This is a genomic window from Streptomyces sp. NPDC048277 (genome assembly GCF_040652235.1).
Lineage (GTDB): Bacteria > Actinomycetota > Actinomycetes > Streptomycetales > Streptomycetaceae > Streptomyces.
On sequence record NZ_JBEZLQ010000029.1, the window covers coordinates 36,542 to 57,922 of the forward strand.

The 21,381-nt window shown below is 72.2% G+C and carries 21 protein-coding genes; 6 read left to right on the forward strand and 15 right to left on the reverse strand.

The features are described 5' to 3' along the window. The first annotated feature begins 25 nt into the window (after positions 1–25). Complete coding sequence (locus AB0D85_RS42355; RefSeq protein ID WP_362333208.1) at positions 26–901, forward strand: SCO3374 family protein; 876 nt, start codon at positions 26–28, stop codon at positions 899–901. On the opposite strand, the gene AB0D85_RS42360 is transcribed toward AB0D85_RS42355, so the two are convergent. The 10 genes from AB0D85_RS42360 to AB0D85_RS42405 all read right to left on the reverse strand — a co-directional run bounded on the left by AB0D85_RS42360 (position 880) and on the right by AB0D85_RS42405 (position 9,113). Beyond that, positions 880–1,215 (reverse strand): Lsr2 family protein, encoded by a 336-nt coding sequence (locus tag AB0D85_RS42360; protein ID WP_046730878.1) that lies wholly within the window; start codon positions 1,213–1,215, stop codon positions 880–882. The genes AB0D85_RS42355 and AB0D85_RS42360 overlap by 22 nt on opposite strands. A gap of 231 nt (positions 1,216–1,446) precedes the next feature. Continuing rightward, positions 1,447–1,980 carry an amino-acid N-acetyltransferase gene (locus AB0D85_RS42365; protein ID WP_362333212.1) on the reverse strand — a complete coding sequence of 178 codons (534 nt, stop codon included), beginning with the start codon at positions 1,978–1,980 and terminating at the stop codon, positions 1,447–1,449. Between the two features lie 9 nt (positions 1,981–1,989). Continuing rightward, positions 1,990–2,439 carry a BlaI/MecI/CopY family transcriptional regulator gene (locus AB0D85_RS42370; RefSeq protein ID WP_362333215.1) on the reverse strand — a complete coding sequence of 150 codons (450 nt, stop codon included), beginning with the start codon at positions 2,437–2,439 and terminating at the stop codon, positions 1,990–1,992. A 151-nt stretch (positions 2,440–2,590) separates the two neighbouring features. After that, positions 2,591–2,773: a hypothetical protein gene (locus AB0D85_RS42375; RefSeq protein ID WP_362333218.1), complete on the reverse strand. Its 183-nt coding sequence runs from the start codon at positions 2,771–2,773 to the stop codon at positions 2,591–2,593. Positions 2,774–2,855: 82 nt separating this feature from the next. Then, a complete protein-coding gene (locus tag AB0D85_RS42380) occupies positions 2,856–3,488 on the reverse strand; it encodes a hypothetical protein (RefSeq protein WP_362333457.1) in 633 nt (210 codons plus the stop codon). Between the two features lie 176 nt (positions 3,489–3,664). Beyond that, positions 3,665–4,462 (reverse strand): type III pantothenate kinase, encoded by a 798-nt coding sequence (locus AB0D85_RS42385; protein ID WP_089099902.1) that lies wholly within the window; start codon positions 4,460–4,462, stop codon positions 3,665–3,667. Positions 4,463–4,466: 4 nt separating this feature from the next. Next, a complete protein-coding gene (gene nadC / locus AB0D85_RS42390) occupies positions 4,467–5,444 on the reverse strand; it encodes a carboxylating nicotinate-nucleotide diphosphorylase (RefSeq protein ID WP_362333222.1) in 978 nt (325 codons plus the stop codon). Between the two features lie 5 nt (positions 5,445–5,449). Beyond that, a complete protein-coding gene (locus tag AB0D85_RS42395; RefSeq protein ID WP_362333225.1) occupies positions 5,450–7,171 on the reverse strand; it encodes an L-aspartate oxidase in 1,722 nt (573 codons plus the stop codon). Beyond that, positions 7,168–8,169: a pantoate--beta-alanine ligase gene (gene panC / locus AB0D85_RS42400; protein WP_362333228.1), complete on the reverse strand. Its 1,002-nt coding sequence runs from the start codon at positions 8,167–8,169 to the stop codon at positions 7,168–7,170. The genes AB0D85_RS42395 and panC overlap by 4 nt, the downstream gene beginning before the upstream one ends. Beyond that, positions 8,166–9,113, reverse strand: coding sequence for a DUF2520 domain-containing protein (locus tag AB0D85_RS42405; protein WP_362333231.1), 948 nt, complete (start codon positions 9,111–9,113; stop codon positions 8,166–8,168). Before AB0D85_RS42405 ends, panC begins: the two co-directional genes overlap by 4 nt. 219 nt (positions 9,114–9,332) lie before the next feature. On the opposite strand from AB0D85_RS42405, the gene AB0D85_RS42410 reads away from it, so the two are divergent. Beyond that, a complete protein-coding gene (locus AB0D85_RS42410; protein ID WP_362333234.1) occupies positions 9,333–10,514 on the forward strand; it encodes a beta-eliminating lyase-related protein in 1,182 nt (393 codons plus the stop codon). 39 nt (positions 10,515–10,553) lie between these two features. Here the strand turns inward: AB0D85_RS42410 and AB0D85_RS42415 are convergent, their stop codons facing one another. Next, complete coding sequence (locus AB0D85_RS42415; protein WP_362333237.1) at positions 10,554–11,228, reverse strand: response regulator transcription factor; 675 nt, start codon at positions 11,226–11,228, stop codon at positions 10,554–10,556. Between the two features lie 94 nt (positions 11,229–11,322). Continuing rightward, the gene (locus tag AB0D85_RS42420) at positions 11,323–12,528 is read right to left on the reverse strand and encodes a sensor histidine kinase (RefSeq protein ID WP_362333241.1); all 1,206 of its coding nucleotides are present in this window, start codon (positions 12,526–12,528) and stop codon (positions 11,323–11,325) included. A gap of 118 nt (positions 12,529–12,646) precedes the next feature. Between AB0D85_RS42420 and AB0D85_RS42425 the strand changes: the two genes are divergently transcribed. Further along, the gene (locus AB0D85_RS42425) at positions 12,647–13,669 is read left to right on the forward strand and encodes an SAM-dependent methyltransferase (protein WP_362333244.1); all 1,023 of its coding nucleotides are present in this window, start codon (positions 12,647–12,649) and stop codon (positions 13,667–13,669) included. A 69-nt stretch (positions 13,670–13,738) separates the two neighbouring features. On the opposite strand, the gene AB0D85_RS42430 is transcribed toward AB0D85_RS42425, so the two are convergent. After that, positions 13,739–14,890 carry an NADH-quinone oxidoreductase subunit D gene (locus tag AB0D85_RS42430; RefSeq protein ID WP_362333247.1) on the reverse strand — a complete coding sequence of 384 codons (1,152 nt, stop codon included), beginning with the start codon at positions 14,888–14,890 and terminating at the stop codon, positions 13,739–13,741. Positions 14,891–14,921: 31 nt separating this feature from the next. On the opposite strand from AB0D85_RS42430, the gene AB0D85_RS42435 reads away from it, so the two are divergent. Next, positions 14,922–15,425, forward strand: a complete 504-nt coding sequence (locus AB0D85_RS42435) for a PH domain-containing protein (RefSeq protein ID WP_362333250.1) — start codon at positions 14,922–14,924, stop codon at positions 15,423–15,425. Next, the gene (locus AB0D85_RS42440) at positions 15,422–16,750 is read left to right on the forward strand and encodes a PH domain-containing protein (protein WP_362333253.1); all 1,329 of its coding nucleotides are present in this window, start codon (positions 15,422–15,424) and stop codon (positions 16,748–16,750) included. Before AB0D85_RS42435 ends, AB0D85_RS42440 begins: the two co-directional genes overlap by 4 nt. 115 nt (positions 16,751–16,865) lie before the next feature. Here the strand turns inward: AB0D85_RS42440 and AB0D85_RS42445 are convergent, their stop codons facing one another. Together AB0D85_RS42445 and AB0D85_RS42450 are read right to left on the reverse strand one after the other, a co-directional pair. Next, the gene (locus tag AB0D85_RS42445; RefSeq protein ID WP_362333256.1) at positions 16,866–18,044 is read right to left on the reverse strand and encodes a hypothetical protein; all 1,179 of its coding nucleotides are present in this window, start codon (positions 18,042–18,044) and stop codon (positions 16,866–16,868) included. Between the two features lie 97 nt (positions 18,045–18,141). Next, the gene (locus AB0D85_RS42450) at positions 18,142–19,275 is read right to left on the reverse strand and encodes an alpha/beta hydrolase-fold protein (RefSeq protein ID WP_362333259.1); all 1,134 of its coding nucleotides are present in this window, start codon (positions 19,273–19,275) and stop codon (positions 18,142–18,144) included. A 224-nt stretch (positions 19,276–19,499) separates the two neighbouring features. Between AB0D85_RS42450 and AB0D85_RS42455 the strand changes: the two genes are divergently transcribed. Then, positions 19,500–21,311: a phosphatidylglycerol lysyltransferase domain-containing protein gene (locus AB0D85_RS42455; protein WP_362333262.1), complete on the forward strand. Its 1,812-nt coding sequence runs from the start codon at positions 19,500–19,502 to the stop codon at positions 21,309–21,311. Positions 21,312–21,381 lie beyond the last annotated feature (70 nt).

Consider the following 21,381-nt stretch of genomic DNA (forward strand, 5'->3'; position numbering starts at 1 on the left):
CGGGCTCGGGGCGGTTGCGCTTGGCATGGCTGGCACAGTCCCTCTGACCGCTTCCACGGTCCCTCACCCCCGTCGTCCGCTTGTTTCCGGTTCCGGTACGGATTCCGGTTCCGGTCCTGCCGGATCTGCCGGGGCGCCGGTCGGGCGGGCGGCCCGGCTCCGGCACTGGTACGAGAACGATCTGGGCTGGGCCACAGTGCCCGCGGCGCCCGGAGAGCCGTTGCGGCTGGTCACGGGCGTGCGTTTCGACGTGCTCGACATGCCGGCCGAGGCGGGCGCGAGGGCGCTCAGGCATCTGGGGCCGGGTGCTCCGGTGGCGCTCCAGGGCGGCCGGATGCGGCTGCTGGTGGCCGCGGGGGGCGCGGAGGAGCTGCCGGGGCTGCTGGACTGGCTGGAGTGGGGCGCGCTGGCCCCGGTCCTGGATCTGCGGGCGCTGGGCGATCAGGGCTGGATGGACGCTCCGCCACGGCCCGAGCCGGCGTCCGCCGGAATCCGACCGTTTCCCGAATCCGCCCGGGACCGACGACTTCCCGAATCCTCCCGGGGCCGACGGCTTCCCGAGTACGCGGGGGGCCGACCGCTTCCCGAGTCCGCAGGGGTCCGGCCGCTTCCCGAATCCTTCCGGGGGCGACCGCTTCCCGAATCCGACGGGGCCGGTGCTCTTCCGGAATCCGTCGCAGGCCGTGCTGAACCCGTGCAGGGGGCCGCTGTCTGGTTGCGGCCCCCCGAGTCGGGGTGCGAGGTCGAGGCCTCGCTGCCGACGCTGTCGGCCGTGGGGGGCGTCGGAGGCGCCCCCGATCTCGTACGGCTGGTGGACACGGTGGCCACCGAGTGCCACCGTGTCCGGCTGCGGCGCGTGGGCCGCGGGCCGCGGGACAGTCAGGCGTTGGCGTCCTCGTAGGCCTGGCGAATCGTCGCGGGAACACGGCCGCGGTCGTTGACCTCGTAGCCGTTCTCCTTCGCCCACGCGCGAATCTGCGCGGTGTCCTGGCTGCCGCCGGAAGCCGCACGGGCCTTTCCGCGTCCGCCCGAAGCACGGCCACCGGTACGACGACCGCCCTTGACATACGGGTCGAGAAGGCCGCGCAGCTTGTCCGCATTGGCGGTCGTGAGGTCGATCTCGTACGTCTTGCCGTCCAGCGCGAACGTCACGGTCTCGTCCGCCTCGCCGCCGTCGAGGTCGTCGACAAGAAGGACCTGAACCTTCTGTGCCACCGGATTTCCTTTCATCGAAAACTTCAGGGCCGGGGGTCTGCGGCGTCCGCCGTTTCGCCGCCCCCTGTTATATGCAGTACTGCAGTACGTCGGAAAGCAAACCGCTTTTGCGGGAAAAACACAAACCCCTGGGAGAGACCGAGGGGCCCGCTCCCACCCGGAAACATACGCGTTTCGGACATAGGGCACCCGGGCAAGGCAGGGCGCCCGGAATAGGGGCCCCCTTCGCGATCACAGATGCAGAAGCATCCGGCTGTTGCCCAAGGTGTTCGGTTTCACTCGTTCGAGTCCGAGGAACTCCGCGACGCCCTCGTCATAGGAACGCAACAGCTCCGTGTAGACATCGGTGTCCACGGGCGTCTCGCCGATCTCCACGAAGCCGTGCTTCCCGAAGAACTCGACTTCGAAGGTCAGACAGAAAACGCGGCGAACACCAAGCCAACGCGCGGTCTCCAGCAACTTCTCCAGCAACTGATGACCGACACCGGCGCCCTTGAGGCCCGGCTTCACCGCGAGAGTGCGCACTTCCGCGAGGTCTTCCCACATCACGTGCAGTGCGCCGCAGCCGACCACCTCGGCGTTGTCGTCGCGTTCGGCGACCCAGAACTCCTGGATGTCCTCGTAAAGCGTCACCGTGGCTTTGTCGAGCAGGATGCGGTCACGGACGTACGCGTCAAGGAGGTGGCGTACGGCCGGGACATCGCCGGTCCGGGCCCGCCGGACGGTGATGGCTTTTGCGGTGACTTCGGGGCGCATCGCTGACATGAGCGGACGCTATCGCCCGCCGCGGTCCGCCACGGAGCCGGGGTTCTCCTCTTGCGGAGCTTCCCGGTCTTCCCTCTCATGCCGCTGTTCCTGCGTATCGGGACCCTGCACGATCCGTACCGCGTCCCGCAGAGCCTGACGCTGTTCGTCGCTCATCATCCCGAAGAAGGCGACGAGTGCGGCCGCCGGGTTGTCACTCTGCGACCAGGCGTCGTTCATCAGGGCCGCGGCGTAGGCGGCTCGGGTGGAGACGGCCTCATATCGATAGGCGCGCCCTTCGGCCTCCCGCCGCACCCAGCCCTTCTGATGGAGATTGTCCAAAACGGTCATCACCGTGGTGTACGCGATGGACCGTTCCTGCTGAAGGTCTTCCAGGACTTCTCGAACGGTCACCGGGCGGTTCCACTTCCACACCCGCGTCATGACCGCGTCTTCGAGTTCTCCCAATGGGCGAGGCACAGCTCAGAACAATAGTGGGAGATCCCGCCAATGGCGTGCCGGACGTGCACTTTCACCAACAAAGGCGAACAAAAAGGGCGTACGACCCGGGAAGCGCAGGCATGGTGCGGGTGCGCGGTGAGTCGTACGCCCGTGGAGGCGCTCTTCGCGGTCAGGCGTCGCCGTTGGGGGCGGCGGTCCGGCGGGCGCCCGCCGCGCGCTCGAGGGCCGCGTCGACGGCGGCGTCCTCCTTGGCCTTGGCGGCCCCGCCCTGGGTCTTCACGATCACCCGGACCAGGCCGATGAAGAAGACGGCCATGACGACCGGGGGCAGGAGCGCGGAGACGTAGTCCATGCGGCCAGAGTAGCCACGGAGGACCGGGCGAAAGGGGGCGGGGTGGGCGAACCGTTCCGCAACGCCCGCGAACTGCGGCTTCTCAGACCGCGGCGAGTTGCCGGGGAGGCTGCCCGGCGGGCGGCGGGGTGGGCCGGCGCCGGGGGAAGACCTCGCCCGGGGTCGGAATGGGCCGCTTCGGCGCGGCGGGCTCGGGAGCCGCGGGCTGCGGAGCGGGCCGCTCGGCCGGCCGCTCGGCGGGCTTCTCCTTCGGCTTCTTGTCCGGCTCCTTGGCCACACCGCCCGGCAGGGCCGTCAGGCGGACCCTGGAGGCCGGAACGGCGGGCACCGGTACCGGCGGGCCCCCGTGCGCGAGCCGGGCCCGCACATCCCGCTCGGCGAGATCCCGGCACCGGTCGAGCAGCGCGGCGGCGCCGGCGTTCCCCCGCAGCGCCCGCAGGGCGGCGAGATCGTCCGGGGTGGGCCGGTGTCCGGCGCCGAGCGCCTCCTCCAGGAGGGCGAGGTAACCGGTGACGGTCCCCGGCAGGGCGGCGCGGTACCGGGCGAGATCGGCCACCAGGAAGGCACGCAGCCGGTCCCCTTCGCACATCGCCTCGTCGAGCGACGCGGCGAGCCGATGACAGTCCTTGACGTCCTCGGCGGAGGCGGGACCGGGGTGAAGGGCGAGGGCGAGAGCACGGCGGAGCACACGCAGCTCCTCCGCACCGAACGCCATGCCGCCGCGGGATCCGTATGGCGTGGGCATGAACCGAAGATACGCGTAAATCGGACAAACTAGACACATGGGGGAGGGCGTGGCGTGACGCGGCCACTCTCCTAGCCGCTCTTCGGCCCGTCCGGGGCAAGGGCGGCGGGGTCGGAACCCGCCCCACGACCGCCCCCGCCGACCGCTCACATCCGCGACACGTTCCGCTCGTACACCAACCGCAGCCCCACCAACGTCAGCCACGGCTCGTGCTCGTCGATCACGGAGGACTCCCCCAGCACCATCGGCGCCAGTCCACCCGTCGCGATCACCGTCACATCGTCCGGATCGTCGGCGAGCTCCCGGGCCATCCGGCCGACCACGCCGTCCACCTGCCCGGCGAACCCGTACACGATGCCGGCCTGCATGGCCTCCACCGTGTTCTTCCCGATCACGCTCCGCGGCCGCGCCACCTCGATCTTCCGCAGCTGGGCGCCCTTGACGCCCAGCGCCTCCACGGAGATCTCGATCCCGGGCGCGATCACACCGCCGACGTACTCCCCGCGCGCGGAGACCGCGTCGAAGGTCGTGGCCGTACCGAAGTCGACGACGATCGCCGGTCCGCCGAACAGCTCGACGGCGGCGACCGCGTTGATGATCCGGTCCGCGCCGACCTCCTTGGGATTGTCGGTGAGGATCGGCACCCCGGTCTTCACCCCGGGCTCCACCAGCACCGCCGGGACGTCGCCGTAGTAGCGACGCGTCACCTCGCGCAGCTCGTGCAGCACGGACGGCACGGTCGCGCAGATCGCGATCCCGTCGATGCCGTCGCCGAGCTCGTCACCCAGGAGCGGGTGCATGCCCATCAGGCCCTGGAGGAGCACCGCCAGCTCGTCGGCGGTGCGGCGGGCGTCCGTGGAGATGCGCCAGTGCTCGACGATGTCCTCGCCGTCGAAGAGGCCGAGGACGGTGTGCGTGTTGCCGACGTCGATCGTGAGGAGCATGGGTTCACTCCGCCTCGCGCAGATCCAGGCCGATGTCCAGGATCGGCGAGGAGTGGGTCAGGGCGCCGACGGCCAGGAAGTTCACGCCCGTGTCGGCGTACACCCGGGCGTTCTCCAGGGTCAGCCGGCCGGACGCCTCCAGGAGCGCGCGGCCGTCGACGATCGCGACGGCCTCCTCGCACTCCATCGGCGTGAAGTTGTCCAGCAGGATCAGGTCGGCGCCCGCGTCGACGACCTCGCGCAGCTGGTGGAGGGTGTCGACCTCGACCTCGATCGCCAGGTCCGGGAAGGCCTCGCGCACGGCCTTGAAGGCCTGGGCGACACCGCCGGCGGCGACCACGTGGTTGTCCTTGACCAGGGCCGCGTCGGAGAGCGACATGCGGTGGTTGACGCCGCCGCCACAGCGCACGGCGAACTTCTCCAGCGACCTGAGACCCGGAGTGGTCTTCCGGGTGTCGCGCACGCGTGTCTGCGTGCCCTCCAGCGCGTCCGCCCACGCGCGCGTGGCGGTCGCGATGCCGGAGAGCCGGCACAGGACGTTGAGCGCGCTGCGCTCGGCGGTGAGCAGGTCGCGGGTGCGGGTGGTGATCGACAGCAGCTTCTGCCCGGCCTCGACGCGGTCGCCGTCCTCGACGTGCCGCTCGACCTCGAACTCGTCCGTGCAGACCACGGAGACCACGGCCTCGGCGACCCGCAGCCCGGCGACGATGCCCGCCTCGCGCGCGACGAAGTCGGCGGTCGCCACGGCCTCCTCGGGGATCGTCGCGACGGTCGTCACGTCCACGCCGTTGTCCAGGTCCTCCTGGACGGCCACGTTGGCGATGTCCTCGACCTCCACGGGGTCGAGTCCGGCGGCGGCGAGGAGTTCGGCGAGCGCGGGGTCGAGCCCGCACTCCAGGTACTCCTCGTCGCCCTCGGCGCCACAGGCACAGCCGTCGCCGCAGCCGCCGCCGTTGGCGAGGGGAAGGTCGTTGGTGCTCACGTCTGTCACTGCTCCTGTGGTGGCTGGTGCGGCCGGGTAGGGGGGAAGTCTGCGGTGTCGGAGGTGCGTACGGCCAGCGAACGGTCCGGATTGAGCCGTACGACGATATGGCGCCGCCAGTGTGCGTCGTCGCGGTCGGCGTGGTCCTCGCGCCAGTGGCAGCCGCGGGTCTCCTCGCGGCGCCGGGCCGCCTCGACCAGCACGCGCGCGACGCACAGGAGGTTGGTGGCCTCCCAGGTGTCGACGCCGGGCTCGGCGGTCTTGCCATTCTCGTCCAGGGCGTCGCGGGCCTCGGTGTGCAGGCGCTGGAGCTGCTCGGCGGCCTTGGTCAGGGACTCGTCGGAGCGAAGGACGCCGGCGCCCTCGGTCATGATCCGCTGGATCGCGAACCGTGCCTCGGCGGCCTGCAGCGGGTGCGCGGGCTTCTCGGGGTGCGGGACCGGCACGGGCACGCGCGCGTGGAGGCGGTCCGCCGCGTGCCGTTCCACGATGTCGGCGGCGATGCGCTCGGCGTAGACCAGGCCCTCCAGGAGGGAGTTGGACGCGAGCCGGTTCGCGCCGTGCACGCCGGTGCACGCGACCTCGCCGCAGGCGTAGAGCCCGCGCACGGTCGTGCGCCCGCGCGCGTCGGTGCGCACGCCCCCGGAGGCGTGGTGGGCGGCCGGCGCTATCGGGATGGGCTCGGTGACCGGGTCGATGCCGTGCGCCCGGCAGGCGGCCAGGATCGTCGGGAAACGGTGCTCCCACATGTCGGTGCCGAAGTGCCGGGCGTCCAGGAACATGTGCTCGGCGTCCTGCTGCTGCATGCGCCGCAGGATGCCCTTGGCGACGATGTCCCGGGGCGCGAGCTCGGCCAGTTCGTGCTGCCCCACCATGAAGCGCACGCCGTCGGCGTCGACCAGGTGGGCGCCCTCGCCGCGCACCGCCTCGGAGACCAGCGGCTGCTGTCCCTCCGCGTCGGGGCCGAGGAACAGCACGGTCGGGTGGAACTGCACGAATTCGAGGTCGGAGACCTCCGCGCCGGCGCGCAGCGCGAGCGCCACGCCGTCTCCGGTGGACACCGGCGGGTTGGTGGTCGCGGAGAACACCTGGCCCATGCCGCCGGTCGCGAGGACGACCGCGGGGGCGTGCACGGCGCCCACGCCGTCGTGCTGGCCCTCGCCCATCACGTGCAGGGTCACGCCCGCCGTGCGCCCCTCGGCGTCCGTGAGCAGGTCCAGCACCAGCGCGTTCTCGATCATCCGCACGCCCCGCGCGCGAGCCGCTTCCACCAGCGCGCGGGAGATCTCCGCGCCGGTCGCGTCCCCGCCCGCGTGCGCGATCCGGCGCCGGTGGTGGCCGCCCTCGCGCGTGAGATCGATGTCGCCGTCCGCGTCGGTGTCGAAGTGGGCGCCGGTCGAGATCAGCCGCCGTACCGCGTCCGGCCCCTCGGTGACGAGGATCCGTACCGCGTCCTCGTCGCACAGGCCCGCGCCCGCGACCAGGGTGTCGTCCAGGTGCTGTTCGGGGGTGTCCCCCTCGCCCAGGGCCGCCGCGACACCGCCCTGCGCCCAACGCGTGGAGCCGTCGTCGAGGAGCGCCTTGGTGACGACGACCGTGGTCAGTCCGGCGGCCTCGCAGCGCAGCGCGGCGGTCAGGCCGGCGACGCCGGAGCCGACCACCACCACGTCCGCGTCGATGGACCATCCGGGGGCGGGTGCGTGCAGTCGTATGCCTGTGCTGGTCACGAGGCGGCTCCGGTGGCGGCGAAGGTGAGGGGGATGTTGTCGATCAGCCGGGTCGTCCCGACCCGGGCGGCGACGGCGAGGACGGCCTCTCCAGTGAAGTCGTCGTCGATCTCGGTGAAGTCGGAGGGGTCGACCAGGGCCAGGTAGTCGAGTTCCAGCGGCGGGTCGTAGTGGACGGCCTCGTCCAAGAGGGTCCGCGCGGCCGCGCGGACGGCCGCGGCGGCGTTCGGCACGGCCTTGGCGACGGCGTGCGCGTCGGCGGCCGCGCGGGACTCTCCTATGGCGCTGAGCGCCTCGGCACGCGCCCGCGTGGACGGCACCTCGCGCGCCCGCGCGCGCAGCGCCTCCTGCGCCGCGTGCCGGTCGCGCCCGGCGAACAGCGCGCGGGACAGCGCGAGCGCCGTGCGCCGCTCGTCGACCGACAGATAGCGGTTGCGGCTGGACAGCGCGAGCCCGTCGGTCTCGCGCACCGTCGGTACCCCGACGATCTCGATGCCGAAGTTGAGGTCCCGCACCATGCGCCGGATCACGGCCAGCTGCTGGGCGTCCTTCTGCCCGAAGAGGGCCACGTCGGGGCGGGTGAGGTGGAGCAGCTTGGCGACGACCGTGAGGACGCCGTCGAAGTGCCCGGGCCGGGAGGCGCCCTCCAGGAGGGTGCCCATGGGGCCGGCGGTGACGCGGACCTGGGGCTGCCCGCCCGGGTAGACCTCCTCGGCCGAGGGGGCGAACACGGCGTCCGCGCCCGCCTGCTCGGCGATCTTCACGTCGGCTTCCAGGGTGCGCGGATAGCGGTCGAGGTCTTCGCCGGCACCGAACTGGAGCGGGTTGACGAAGACCGTGACGACGACCTCGCCGTCCGGGCCGGCGATCTCGCGCGCGGTACGGATCAGCGTGGCGTGGCCCTCGTGCAGGGCGCCCATGGTCATCACCACGGCGCGGCGGCCGCGGCGCACGCGCGCGTGCAGTTCGTCGGCGGTGCTCAGCAGGGCGGTCGTCATCGGGCGTTCCCCTCGGTGCCGTTGGTGCCGTTGGTGCCGTCGGCGCTGTTCGCGAGGACGCCGAGGAGGTCCTCGGCGAGTTCCGGCTTCAGCAGGCCGTGCGCGAGGGCCCGGTCGGCCGTCGCGCGGGCCATCGCCAGGTAACCGTCGACGGCCTGCGGGGCGTGCCGGCGCAGCTCCGTGACGTGCGCGGCGACGGTGCCCGCGTCCCCGCGCGCGACCGGCCCGGTCAGCGCCGCGTCGCCGGAGCGCAGGGCGTTGTCCAGGGCGGCGCCGAGCAGCGGGCCGAGCATCCGGTCGGGGGCCTCGACACCGGCGGTGCGCAGCAGCTCCATGGACTGGGCGACCAGGGTGACCAGGTGGTTGGCGCCGAGGGCGAGGGCCGCGTGGTAGAGCGGGCGGTTCTCCTCGGAGATCCACTCCGGCTCGCCGCCCATCTCGATGACGAGCGCCTCGGCGGCCAGCCGCAGTTCCTCGGGCGCGGTCACCCCGAACGAGCAGCCCGCCAGCCGCTGCACGTCCACCGGTGTCCCCGTGAACGTCATCGCCGGGTGCAGCGCCAGCGGCAGCGCGCCCGCGCGCAGGGCCGGGTCCAGGACCTTGGTGCCGTACCGCCCGGAGGTGTGCACGAGCAGCTGGCCCGGCCGTACGGCGCCGGTCTCGGCGAGGCCCGCGACCAGGCCGGGCAGGGCGTCGTCGGGGACGGTCAGGAGGACCAGGTCGGCGCGCTGGAGGACCTCGGCGGGGGGTACCAGCGGGATGCCGGGCAGCATCGCCTCGGCGCGCCGCCGGGAGGTGTCGGAGACCCCGGAGACGGCGACCGGGCGGTGCCCGGCGAGCTGCAGGGACGCGGCCAACGCGGGGCCCACACGGCCGGCGCCGACGACGCCGACGGTGAGCCGCGCGGGGCGGTCACTGGGGTCTGGCTGTTGGACTGTACTCACGCGAGGGTGGCCTTCCCGTTCCAGTCCGCTCTGGGTACCGGACGATTTCTCGTCATGTTAACGCTATCGGGTTCGGGCCCAGTTGGTTGTCCACAGGCTGTGGGTGACCCGTCACATCTCCCGGGACATCCCCCCGGGACGGCGCCGGGACATCCGCCGGGACGGCCCGCACGGAAAATGTGAGGCCTCGCGTCCCCGCGCCACGGCATCATCCACGGCATGAGCGATACGGCGACGACGCCCCAGGAAGAGCAGCCGGACCGACCCCGGTCGGCGGAACAGCGGATGCGGGAGCGGCGCGCGGCCGCCTACCGGAAGGCCGACCGCGTCCTCGCGCGCGTGGGCATGCGCGCCTCCCTCCGTGAACGGCTCGCGCGCCTCCAGGAAGCCGCACCCGATGTCTACGACCTGGACGAACCGGCGGACATCTACGGCAACGGGATCGTCGCCGCCCTGGAGGAGCGGGTCGCGGCCCTGCTGGGCACGGAGGCCGCCGCGTTCTTCCCGACCGGCACGATGGCCCAGCAGGTCGCCCTGCGCTGCTGGGCGGCCCGCACCGGCAACCCCACGGTCGCCCTGCACGCCCTCTCCCACCCCGAGTCGCACGAACGCAACGCCTTCCGTGACGTGGCCGGCCTGCGCACGGTCCGCGTCACCGGCGAGCCCCGGCTCCCCACCGCCGAGGAGATACGCGGCTTCGAGGAGCCGTTCGGGGCGCTGATGCTGGAACTGCCCCTCAGGGACGCCGGTTACGTGCTGCCCACCTGGGAGGAGCTCACGGAGGTCGTGGAGGCGGCGCGGGAACGCGACGCCGTGGTGCACTTCGACGGCGCGCGCCTGTGGGAGTGCACCGTCCGCTTCGGGCGCCCCCTGCAGGAGATCGCGGACCTCGCGGACAGCGTCTACGTGTCGTTCTACAAGTCCCTCGGCGGCTTCGGCGGCGCCGCACTGGCCGGCCCGAAATCCCTGGTCGAGGAGGCGAAGACCTGGCGGCACCGCTACGGTGGCATGGTCTTCCAGCAGTTCCCGACGGCGCTCGCGGCCCTGATCGGCCTGGAGCGCGAACTGCCCCGCCTCCCGGACTACGTCCACCACGCGCGCGTGGTGGCCGCGGCTCTGCGCGAGGGCTTCGCCGGGGCGGGGCTTCCGTGGACCCGGGTGCACCCCGAGGAGCCGCACACCCATGAGTTCCAGGTCTGGCTGCCGTACGACGCCGAGGTGCTGATGGAGGCGGCGGTACGCCAGGCCGAGGAGACCGGCACCTACCTCTTCGCCGGCTTCTGGGAGTCCAAGGGCCCAGGCCTGTGCATGACCGAGGTGACGGTCGCGGAGGCGGGCCTGGAGTGGACGGCGGAGGAGGTGCGGGCGGCGGTCGCGGACTTCGTACGGCGCTTGCCCTGACCGCCCCGCGCCGGAGCGCCCCGCAAGGGGCGCCGTGCGTCAGCCGTGCCCGCCGCCCGCCCGGACCAGCCCGGTCTCGTAGGCCAGCACGACCACCTGGACGCGGTCGCGCAGCCCGAGCTTGGTGAGGATGCGGCCCACATGGGTCTTCACGGTCGCCTCGGAGAGCACCAGCCGGCTCGCGATCTCGCCGTTCGACAGTCCCTGGGCGACCAGCACCATGACCTCGCGCTCGCGGTCGGTGAGCCGCTCCAGTTCCTGGTGCCGGGGCTCCTTGCCGGCGGAGGGCAGCATCGGCGCGAAGCGGTCGAGCAGCCGTCGCGTGGTGGAGGGCGCGACGACGGCGTCACCGCTGTGCACGGAGCGGATGGCGGCCAGCAGCTCCCCCGGCGGCACGTCCTTGAGCATGAAGCCGGAGGCGCCCGCCTTCAGCCCCGAGAAGGCGTACTCGTCGAGGTCGAAGGTGGTCAGGATGAGCACCTTGGGCGCGTCCGGCTCGGCGCAGATGCGGCGGGTGGCCTCCACACCGTCCAGCTTGGGCATGCGCACATCCATCAGCACGACGTCCACGTCGGTGGCCTTCAGCACCTGGATGGCCTCGACGCCGTCGCCCGCCTCCGCGACGACCTCCATGTCCGGCTGGGCCGCGAGCACCATCCGGAACCCGGTGCGCAGCAGCACCTGGTCGTCGACGAGCATCACGCGGATCGTCATCGGGGCCTCTTCCGTTTCCGTTCGTCTGTTTGTTCCGGGTTTTTTGCGGCTTTTCCGGGGCGTGACAGGTGTCAACCAGGGGCGCGCGTCTGTGTCAATGCGCCGGTTTGAGCGGCAGCAGGGCACTGATGCGGAATCCTCCGCCGGGACGGGGACCCGCGTCGAGGGTGCCGCCGACCATACCGACCCGCTCGCGCATGCCGATCAGGCCGTGCCCCTGTCCGTCGGCGCCGCCCTCCTCGTACATCTCGTGCGGGGCGCCCTTGCCGTCGTCCTCCACCAGCAGGCCGAGTCCGTCGTCGAAGTAGACCAGCCGCACGCTGGCGCCCGCGTTGGGGCCGCCGTGCTTGCGGGTGTTGGTGAGCGCCTCCTGCACGATCCGGTACGCCGTGAGCTCGACGCCGCTGGGCAGCGGGCGCGGGGTGCCCTCGACCTTGAAGTCGACGGGCAGGCCGGAGCTGCGGCACTGCTCGACGAGGTCGTCGATCTGCTCGACGTCGGGCTGCGGGACGTACTCGCCGACCTCCTTGTGCTCGCCGGTGCGCAGCACGCCCAGCAGGCGGCGCATCTCGGCGAGGGCCTGGCGGCCGGTGGAGGAGATCGTCTCCAGGGCCTTCTTGGCCTGGTCGGGGGCGGCGTCGAGGACGTAGGCGGCGCCGTCGGCCTGGACCACCATCACGGACACGTTGTGCGCGACCACGTCGTGCAGCTCGCGCGCGATCCGGGCGCGCTCGGCGGCGACGGCGACCTTGGCCTGCGCCTCGCGCTCCTTCTCCAGCCGGGCGGCGCGCTCCTCCAGTTGCGCGAAGTAGGCGCGGCGGGTGCGCATGGAGTCGCCGAGCACCCAGGCGAGCACGAACGGCACCGTCTGGAACAGCACGAGCGCGATATGGCCCGGGACGCTCAGCCGGTCCTGCGGCCAGCGGATCTCCGCCAGGGGCGCCGCGCACAGCCCGGCGTAGAGGCCGAACCGGGACGCCCAGCGCGGGCCCGTCGCGGCGTTCGTGCAGACGATCACCAGCATGGCGAAGTTGGCGACCGTCGTCTCCACGTCCAGCACCAGCTGGGCCAGGCCGGTGGCCGCGGCCAGCAGCAGCATCTGCTCCGGGAACCGGCGGCGCAGCGCGACGACGACGCTCATGACGACCGCCACGGCCATCATGGCGGCGGCCGACCCGTGCTGGTCCTGCCCCTGGTTGAGCCTCCAGGCGCTCGCGCCGGAGAGCCCGAGGAGGACGACGGCCCAGAAGGTGTCGACCCATGTCGGGTGCCTGCGGAGGAAGTCATAGAGGCGCTGCACGTAACCCAGAGTAGGGAAGCGTGATAGGTGCAGGGGTCAACCGGAGGGCCGATCCCTGTTCCGCATGTGTACTCCGCAAGGTGGAGAAGGTGATCACCTGTACGCCTAGTCTGGCCCGGTGACGGATGAGGCGACGCGAGAGACGGCCGACGACGCCCGTGGCTGGCGTACGGCCACCGAGGCGGCCCTGTACGGCCCCGGCGGCTTCTACCGCCGCCCGGAGGGCCCGGCCGGGCACTTCCGTACGTCGGTGCACGCGTCAGGGCTGTTCGCCGAGGCCGTGGCCGAGCTGCTGTGCCGGGTCGACGAGGCCCTCGGGCGCCCGGAGACGCTGGACTTCGTCGACATGGGCGCCGGCCGGGGCGAGCTGGTCACCGGTGTGCTCGCCGCCCTGCCCGCCGACGTCGCGGCACGCGCGCGTGCGTACGCCGTCGAGGTCGCCGCCCGCCCGGCCGGCCTCGCCGACCGCGTCACCTGGCTCACCGAACTCCCGCGCACGGTCACCGGCCTGATCTTCGCCAACGAATGGCTCGACAACGTCCCGGTCGACGTCGCCGAGGTGGACGCGGCCGGTGTGCCCCGCCTGGTGCACGTCCGGCGGGACGGCATCGAACTGCTCGGGGAGCGGGTGTCCGGTCCGGAGGCGGAGTGGCTCGCCCGGTGGTGGCCGCTGAGCACCGAGCACGGGCTGCGCGCGGAGATCGGGCTGCCCCGGGACCAGGCGTGGGCATCCGCCGTCACCAGTCTCCGCAGGGGACTCGCGGTGGCCGTGGACTACGCGCACACCGCGGACAGGCGCCCCCCGTTCGGAACGCTCACCGGCTTCCGCGAGGGGCGGGCGACGGCGCCCGTGCCGGACGGGTCGTGCGACATCACGGCGCATGTCGCGCTGGACGCGTGCGCGGCGCTCGACCCGGCGCTCAGGCTGCCCGAGGCGCTCCTGTGCACACAACGCGACGCCCTGCGCGCCCTGGGCCTGATCAGCGCACGCCCCCCGCTCACGCTCGCCTCCACCCACCCCGCCGCCTACGTCCGCGCCCTCGCGACCACCGGAGAGGCCGCCGAACTCACCGCCTCCGGCGGCCTCGGCGACTTCGGCTGGCTGCTCCAGCCGGTGGGCATCAAGGACGCGCTGCTCTGACGCGCACGCGGCACCCGCGCTGCTCGCCTCCGCTTGTCGCTGTCTGTCGCTACTTGTCGCTACTCGTCGCTACTTGTCGATGTCTCCGACCACGAAGAACATCGACCCCAGGATCGCCACCATGTCCGCCACCAGCGTCCCCGGCAGCAGCTCGGTCAGGGCCTGGATGTTGTTGTACGACGCCGAGCGCAGCTTCAGCCGGTACGGGGTCTTCTCGCCCTTGCTGACGAGGTAGTAGCCGTTGATGCCGAGGGGGTTCTCGGTCCAGGCGTAGGTGTGGCCCTCGGGTGCCTTGAGGACCTTGGGGAGCCGCTGGTTGATCGGTCCGGGCGGCAGCTCGGCGACCCGGTCCAGGCAGGCGTCGGCGAGGTCCAGGGCGTTGTGCGTCTGCTCCAGGAGGCACTCGAAGCGGGCCAGGCAGTCGCCCTCGGTCCGGGTCACCACCTTCAGGGTGTCCTGGAGCTCGCCGTAGGCCAGGTAGGGCTCGTCGCGGCGCAGGTCGAAGTCGACACCCGAGGCGCGCGCGATGGGCCCGCTCACCCCGTACGCGTGCACGGCCTCCGGCGCAAGGGCGCCCACGCCCCTCGTGCGCCCCCGGAAGATCTCATTGCCGAGGACCAGGTCGTCGAAGACGTCCATGCGGGAGCGCACGGCGGAGACGGCGGCACGCGCGCGTGCGGTCCAGTCGGCCGGGAGGTCCTCCTTGAGGCCGCCGACGCGGTTGAACATGTAGTGCATGCGCCCGCCGGAGACCTCCTCCATGACGTTCTGGAGGACCTCGCGCTCGCGGAACGCGTAGAAGACCGGGGTGATCCCGCCCAGCTCCAGCGGGTAGGAGCCGAGGAACATCAGGTGGTTGAGCACCCGGTTCAGCTCGGCGAGCAGCGTGCGCGTCCACACCGCGCGGACGGGCACCTCCATGCCGAGCATGCGCTCCACGGCGAGGACCACGCCCAGCTCGTTCGAGAAGGCCGACAGCCAGTCGTGACGGTTGGCCAGCATGATGATCTGCCGGTAGTCGCGTGCCTCGAAGAGCTTCTCCGCGCCGCGGTGCATATAGCCGATCACCGGCTCCGCCGAGACGATCCGCTCACCGTCCAGCACCAGCTTCAGCCGCAGCACGCCGTGCGTGGAGGGGTGCTGGGGGCCGATGTTGAGCACCATGTCGGTGCTCTCCGCGGCGCCGCCGATCCCGACCGTGGTCTCCGTCGTAGGAGTCATGGACACAGTCTCTCCTACGTACGCTGGCCATATGGAAACGGGGAGCGCGGCCGGCGCCGAGACGACGGGGACCGAGCCGATGTGGACGGGGCTGCCGCCCGGCCTGCTGCGGATGCGCCGGCTGCTGCTGGTGGTGTGGCTGGGGCTGCTCGCCCTCGCCCTGGGGCTGCTGCTGGGCCTGCTGGCGGGTCCGGTGTGGGCGGCGTTCGCGCTGCTGCCGCTGGCCCTGCTGGCGTGGGGCTGGGTGCTGCTGGGCCGCAACTGGCGGTCCTGGCGGTACGCCGAGCGCGCCGACGACCTGCTGATCAGCCGCGGTGTGCTGTGGCGCGAGGAGACCGTGGTGCCGTACGGACGGATGCAGCTGGTGGAGGTGACCTCGGGGCCCGTCGAACGGCACTTCGGGCTGGCCAGCGTGCAGCTGCACACCGCGGCGGCGGCCACCGACGCGACGATCCCCGGCCTCGACCCGGCCGAGGCGGAGCGGCTGCGTGACCGGCTCACCGAGCTCGGCGAGGCCCGATCGGCGGGCCTGTGACCACGCCGGGCGTCGACGACGCCATACGTGAGAGCAGGATCGTGCCCGAACGGCGGCTGCACCCCGTGACGCCGTTCCGGCGGGCGTGGGCGCCGGTCGCGGTGATCACCGGCTGGGCGGTCCACGACCCGAACCAGGCCCAGGAGCAGCTGACGAAGCTGACCGCCACCATGCTGCTGGGCGGACTCGCCGCCCTGGTCACCGCGGGCGCCCTGTACGGCTTCCTCACCTGGTGGTTCACCCACTTCTCGGTGACCGACAGCGAACTGCGCATACGCACCGGCCTGTTGTTCCGGCGCACCGCGCACATCCGGCTGGAGCGGATCCAGGCCGTCGACGTGACCCAGCCGCTCCTCGCGCGCGTGGCGGGCGTCGCCAAGCTGCGCATCGACGTCGTCGGCACCGACAAGAAGGACGAACTCGCCTTCCTCGGCGAGGGCGAGGCCCGTGCGCTCCGCGCGGAGCTGCTCGCACGCGCCGCCGGATTCGCGCCCGAGACGGCGCACGAGGTCGGCGAGGCACCGGCGCACGAGCTGATGCGCGTGCCCCCGGGCAAGCTCGCGCTCTCCCTCGTGCTGACGGGCGCCGCCTGGGGCTCGCTGGCCGCGGCCCTCGTCGTACCGCCCTTCCTCTGGCTGGCCACCCACAGCGTGTGGACGGTCCTCGCCACCGCCCTGCCGCTGCTGGGCGCGGCGGCCACGACCAGCGTGGGCCGGTTCGTCGCCGAGTACGACTGGACGCTCGCGGAGTCCCCGGACGGGCTGCGCATCGACCACGGGCTCCTCGACCGCACGCACGAGACCGTGCCGCCGGGGCGGGTGCAGACCGTGCGGATAGTGGAGCCGCTGATGTGGCGGCCGCTGCGCTGGGTGCGGGTGGAGCTGGACGTGGCCGGGTCGGCGAACTCCGTGCTGGTGCCGGTCGCCCCGCGCGCGGTCGCCGAGTCGGTCGTCGCGCGCGTGCTGCCCGGTGTGACCGTGCCGGCCGAGCTGTCGCGCCCGCCGCGGCGGGCCGGGTGGTGCGTGCCGCTGTGGTGGCGCGGGTACGGGCTCGCGGTCACGGACGCGGTGTTCGCCGCCCGGCACGGGCTGCTGCGCCGGAAGCTGTCGCTCGTCCCGCATGCCAAGGTCCAGAGCGTACGGCTGACGCAGGGGCCCTGGGAGCGGCTGTGGCGGCTCGCGGACGTTCATGTGGACACGGGGGCCAACAAGACCGTGACAGCCCGTCTGCGGGGCGCGGAGGAGGCGGCGGCGCTGCTGCGGGAGCAGGCCGAGCGGTCGCGGACGGGACGCCGCGCGGCGCGGCCGGACCGCTGGATGGCCTGACGGCCGGCTCGGTCGGTCCGGACGGTGGTCGGGTGCGGGTGAGTGGGGGCTGGTCGCGCAGTTCCCCGCGCCCCTGAAAGGGCGCTCACCTCAGCGCCCGACCACCGGCACGCGTTCAGGACGCGGCGCTGCGCAGGCCCCCGAGGTTGATCTGCTCCGTCTCGTCGTGCGCGGTCAGGTCGATGACCTGGCCGACGCCCCGCGCCTGGCCGACGGGCTTGAAGTCGGACTCGGACTCGGCCTTGTGGAGCGCGAGCGCCTCCTGGCCGACGACGTCCGCGAGGTCCTCGTTGTGCATGGACTCCAGACCGCCGGACGGCGAGCCCTTCTGCGTGCCGAAGAAGTCGAACCCACCGGTGACCAGCGGACGCGGGATGGGCGCGGCAGGCAGCACGGCCACCGCCGTCGGCACCGTGAAGTGCCCGGTGGGCTGCACGGAGTTGGCGGACGGGACCGTCGTGGGGTGGGGGTCCTGCTCGGCCGCCGCCGGGGCGGTGTCCGCCGGCTCGGCCGTGGTGGTGGCGGCCGCGCGCGTGTGCCCGTCGGCCGCCTCGGGCTGCCCCTGTTCCTCGTCCTCCGGCGCGGCCTCGCCCTTCGGCGCCTCGGACTCGGCGGCCGTCTCCTTCACGCCCTCGGTGCCGGCGTCGGCGTCGGCCTCCGGGGCGTCGCCCTCGTCGAAGCGGGCCAATGCCACCTTGGCCCGCAGGAACAGCTTGGAACCCTCCGGCGAGAAGATCGCGGGAGCCGTCTCCTCGACCGTCAGCTCCTCGACGGTCTCCTCGACATCGTCGGGCTCCGCGGCGGCCCCGGCGGCCGACAGCGCATCGGACGACGGCTCGGCGGCCTCGATCTCCAGCAGGCGGCGGCCCTCCAGGGCGCTCGCCCGCTCGGTCTCGGCGGTGGCGTAGCGGCGCAGCAGGGACGCGTGCTCGTTGCGCAGGCCCGCCAGCTCCGCCCGCTTCGCGCGCAGGCGCTGCTCCAGCTTGGTGCGCAGCTCCCGCGACTCCTCGAGGTCGGTCTCCAGCTCGGCGATCCGCTCCTCGTGGCGCCACTCGTCGCTCGCACGCGCGCGTGACAGGTCGGCCACCTGCTTGCCCGCCTCGCTGTCCCACCGGCGCATGACGGCGGCACCCACGGCGGTGGTGGCCGCGGCTATCGCGGCCAGGGTGCGCAGCACCGTCGGTTGGGAGAACACCCAGGGGCCGAGAGCGCAGACGAGGGAGACACTGGCGATCACCGAAGGAGGCAACAGCCTGTGCAGTGGAGGGGAATGACGGTGACGTCCACGTGGCATGGCCAGAAACTTACCGCGCGTAGGCGAATCGTGGTGCCCCGGGCCGTAAAAACACGGCGACAACGAAGCCTTCGCACGGCATCGGCAATGCCGCGGTTCAGCTGCCACCCAGCCTGCCGCTGATCCACTGGAGCGTCGCGGGGATCTCGCGGCGCCAGGTGTTGAAGTTGTGACCACCGCTGTCGAGGATGATCGACGAGATCCGGGTCAGGTTCGTGGCCTGCACGCGCGCGATGAATTTCATCGTGTCCTTGTAGTTCTTCTCTCCGATTTTGCTGCTGGTGACCAGCAGCGATGTGTCCGGAGCGGGTTCGTGCCCGAGGAACCACCAGAGGTTCGAGCGGTTCTTGAGGTTCCGGTCGCCCTGGAAGAGGTCGCCGGTCGTGGGGTCGTGGGGCGCGGTGTACGACGGGGACAGTCCGGCACCGGCCTTGTACACGTCGGGATGGTGCATCGCGAGCTTGAGCGCGCAGTACCCGCCCGTCGAGTCACCGACGACCCCCCATCCCCAGCGGCCCGGCTTCCCGCCGACCCGGTAGTGGGCGCGTACGGCCTCGGGCAGGTCCTTGGCGAAGAAGGTCTCGGTCTGCGGCCCGCGCGGGACGTCGACGCACTCGGTGTCCCGGGGCGGGGCGATCGTGGGCCGCAGCAGCACCAGGATCATCGGCCGCATCTTGCCGGAGCGGGCCAGATGCTGTGCCGTGCGCGGGTAGTGCAGCTTGTCGACCAGCGCCGACGCGGTGCCGGGATAGCCGCTGAGGACGACCGTCACCGGGAACGTACGCGTGCGGTACTGCGGCTGGAAGTACTCCGGCGGCAGGTACACGTACGCGGGCGTGGCGATGCGGGTCGTACGGCCGACTATGTCGACCTGCTGGACCTCACCGGCCGTCCGGGGCAGCGAACCGCCCATGCCGTGCACCTGGGAGGTGGACACCACGTGGACCGGACCGTGGCCCGGGCCGGCCGCCGTGTAGTCGACGACGACGCCCTGGTCGGTTTCCGTACCGAGCAGGTCACCCCAGCTCGCGTAGAAACCGAAGGCCTGGTTGACGGCTATCCCCAGGCACGCGAAGAGGGCCAGCTGAGTGGCCAGCAGAAGACCGACGCGACCGCTGACGGCCCGCCAGTTCCGCCGGGCCAGCCGGGGCCACAGCCACACCGTGCCGGCGAACAGCAGCACGGCGAACAAAATCGTCAATGCCAGCATTTTATTGCTCGTGAGTCCCATGAGGTGCTTCCTGCCTGCGCTTCCCCTCGTGGCGACCGCTGCTTTCAGCGAGGCTTGCCCCGAGCTTTCCTTGGCCTTTGACCCGGCTTTCCAGTGGGGAGTGAACCTCTCCCCCCGAGACACCGTCCTAGAGGGCGCAATGTCGCCGGATGCCCGAATCGGCACCGGATTCAAGGTCTCTCGCAGAACTACGGGATGCGATGTCTGTCAGGATAGATGGGGAAATGTCGGGCGGGGTTCCGAGCCGATCAGACCGGGCGCGGCGTATGGTCCGCGGTCCGCGTCCGGAGGCTGTCCCCGCGCTGGTCGGCCGGGCGTGCGCCGTCGTGGGCGTCCTGGACATCGCCGCGGGTGTGTTCCCGCGCTTCCGTCACAGCCGTATGCACGCCATGGCCGAGGTGCTGCCCGGCTCGCTCGGGCCGTTCGCCGCCGCGCTCTCGATCAGCGCCGGAGTGCTGTTGCTGCTGCTCGCGCACGGGCTCAAGCGGCGCAAGCGCCGGGCATGGAGGGCCGCGGTCGCGCTCCTGCCGGCCGGTGCCGTGTCGCAGTTCGCGTACCGGCACTCGGTCATCGGAGCGCTCATCTCGCTGGCCCTGTTCGTGCCGCTCGTGATCCACCGCGACGAGTTCAGGGCGCTGCCCGACCCGCGCAGCCGGTGGCGCGCTCTTACCAACTTCGTACTCATGAGCGCCGGCTCGCTCGCGCTCGGACTGGTCATCGTCAGCGCCCACCCGAAGCGCACGATCGGCGACCCGAGCCTGGCCGACCGCATCACGCACGTGCTGTACGGCCTGTTCGGCTTCGAGGGCCCCGTCAACTACGTGGGCTCCACCTCCTGGACGGTCGCCTTCTCGCTCGGCGCGCTCGGCCTGATCACCGCGGTCACCACCGTCTACCTGGCCTTCCGCCCCGAACACCCCGCCGCACAGCTCACCGAGGAGGACGAGACCCAGCTGCGCGCCCTGCTGGAGAAGCACGGCGCCCGCGACTCCCTCGGCCACTTCGCGCTCCGCCGCGACAAGGCCGTCGTCTTCTCCCCCAGCGGCAAGGCCGCGGTCACCTACCGCGTCGTCTCCGGCGTGATGCTCGCCAGCGGCGACCCCATCGGCGACGTCGAGGCCTGGCCCGGCGCCATCGAACGCTTCATGGACGAGGCCAAGGCCCACTCCTGGACCCCCGCCGTCATGGGCTGCTCCGAGACCGGCGGCGAGGTCTGGACCCGCGAGACCGGGCTGGACGCGCTCGAACTGGGCGACGAGGCGGTGGTGGACGTAGCGGATTTCTCACTCGCCGGACGCGCGATGCGCAACGTGCGCCAGATGGTCAAGCGCATCGAGCGGGCCGGCTACGAAACCCGGGTACGGCGTATCCGTGACCTCGGCGAGGCCGAACTGGACCGCATCCGGCGGGCCGCCGAGGACTGGCGCGGCACCGACACCGAACGCGGCTTCTCGATGGCCCTGGGCCGCATCGGCGACCCCAACGACGGCGACTGCCTGATCGCCACCGCCCACAAGGCCGACGACCAGCCCGGACCCTACGGCGACCTCAAGGCCATCCTGCACTTCGTGCCCTGGGGCACCGACGGCGTCTCCCTCGACCTGATGCGCCGCGACCGCTCCGCCGACCCCGGCATGAACGAACTGCTCATCGTGGCCGCCCTCCAGGCCGCCCCGAAGCTCGGCATCACCAGGATCTCCCTCAACTTCGCGATGTTCCGCTCGGCGCTCGCACGGGGCGAGAAGATCGGCGCGGGCCCGGTGCTGCGCGCCTGGCGCGGACTGCTGGTCTTCCTGTCCCGCTGGTTCCAGATCGAGTCGCTGTACAAGTTCAACGCCAAGTTCCAGCCCCGCTGGGAGCCGCGCTTCGTGGTCTACCGGGCCTCCGGCGACCTCCCGCGCATCGGCCTGGCCGCCATGCAGGCCGAGGGCTTCGTCAACCTCGCCCTCCCGCTCCCGCGCTTCCTGCGCCGTAGCGCCCCTGCCGCCCGCCCCTGCCCGCACCACGTGACCGAGCACGAGGTACGGGCGGCCTGACCCGCCGGCGGACCCGAGCGGACGCCCCTCCCCTTCCGGCCGGGGGGCTCCGCTCGGGCCGCACGGCATC

Excerpts from the sequence above, each read along its gene's own strand:
- AB0D85_RS42355 (WP_362333208.1), top strand. The coding sequence starts at position 26 with ATGGCTGGCACAGTCCCTCTGACCGCTTCCACGGTCCCTCACCCCCGT.
- AB0D85_RS42365 (WP_362333212.1), bottom strand. The coding sequence starts at position 1,980 with ATGTCAGCGATGCGCCCCGAAGTCACCGCAAAAGCCATCACCGTCCGG.
- AB0D85_RS42375 (WP_362333218.1), bottom strand. The coding sequence starts at position 2,773 with ATGGACTACGTCTCCGCGCTCCTGCCCCCGGTCGTCATGGCCGTCTTC.
- AB0D85_RS42380 (WP_362333457.1), bottom strand. The coding sequence starts at position 3,488 with ATGGCGTTCGGTGCGGAGGAGCTGCGTGTGCTCCGCCGTGCTCTCGCC.
- AB0D85_RS42385 (WP_089099902.1), bottom strand. The coding sequence starts at position 4,462 with ATGCTCCTCACGATCGACGTCGGCAACACGCACACCGTCCTCGGCCTC.
- panC (WP_362333228.1), bottom strand. The coding sequence starts at position 8,169 with ATGACGACCGCCCTGCTGAGCACCGCCGACGAACTGCACGCGCGCGTG.
- AB0D85_RS42410 (WP_362333234.1), top strand. The coding sequence starts at position 9,333 with ATGAGCGATACGGCGACGACGCCCCAGGAAGAGCAGCCGGACCGACCC.
- AB0D85_RS42415 (WP_362333237.1), bottom strand. The coding sequence starts at position 11,228 with ATGACGATCCGCGTGATGCTCGTCGACGACCAGGTGCTGCTGCGCACC.
- AB0D85_RS42430 (WP_362333247.1), bottom strand. The coding sequence starts at position 14,890 with ATGACTCCTACGACGGAGACCACGGTCGGGATCGGCGGCGCCGCGGAG.
- AB0D85_RS42435 (WP_362333250.1), top strand. The coding sequence starts at position 14,922 with ATGGAAACGGGGAGCGCGGCCGGCGCCGAGACGACGGGGACCGAGCCG.
- AB0D85_RS42445 (WP_362333256.1), bottom strand. The coding sequence starts at position 18,044 with ATGCCACGTGGACGTCACCGTCATTCCCCTCCACTGCACAGGCTGTTG.
- AB0D85_RS42450 (WP_362333259.1), bottom strand. The coding sequence starts at position 19,275 with ATGGGACTCACGAGCAATAAAATGCTGGCATTGACGATTTTGTTCGCC.
- AB0D85_RS42455 (WP_362333262.1), top strand. The coding sequence starts at position 19,500 with ATGTCGGGCGGGGTTCCGAGCCGATCAGACCGGGCGCGGCGTATGGTC.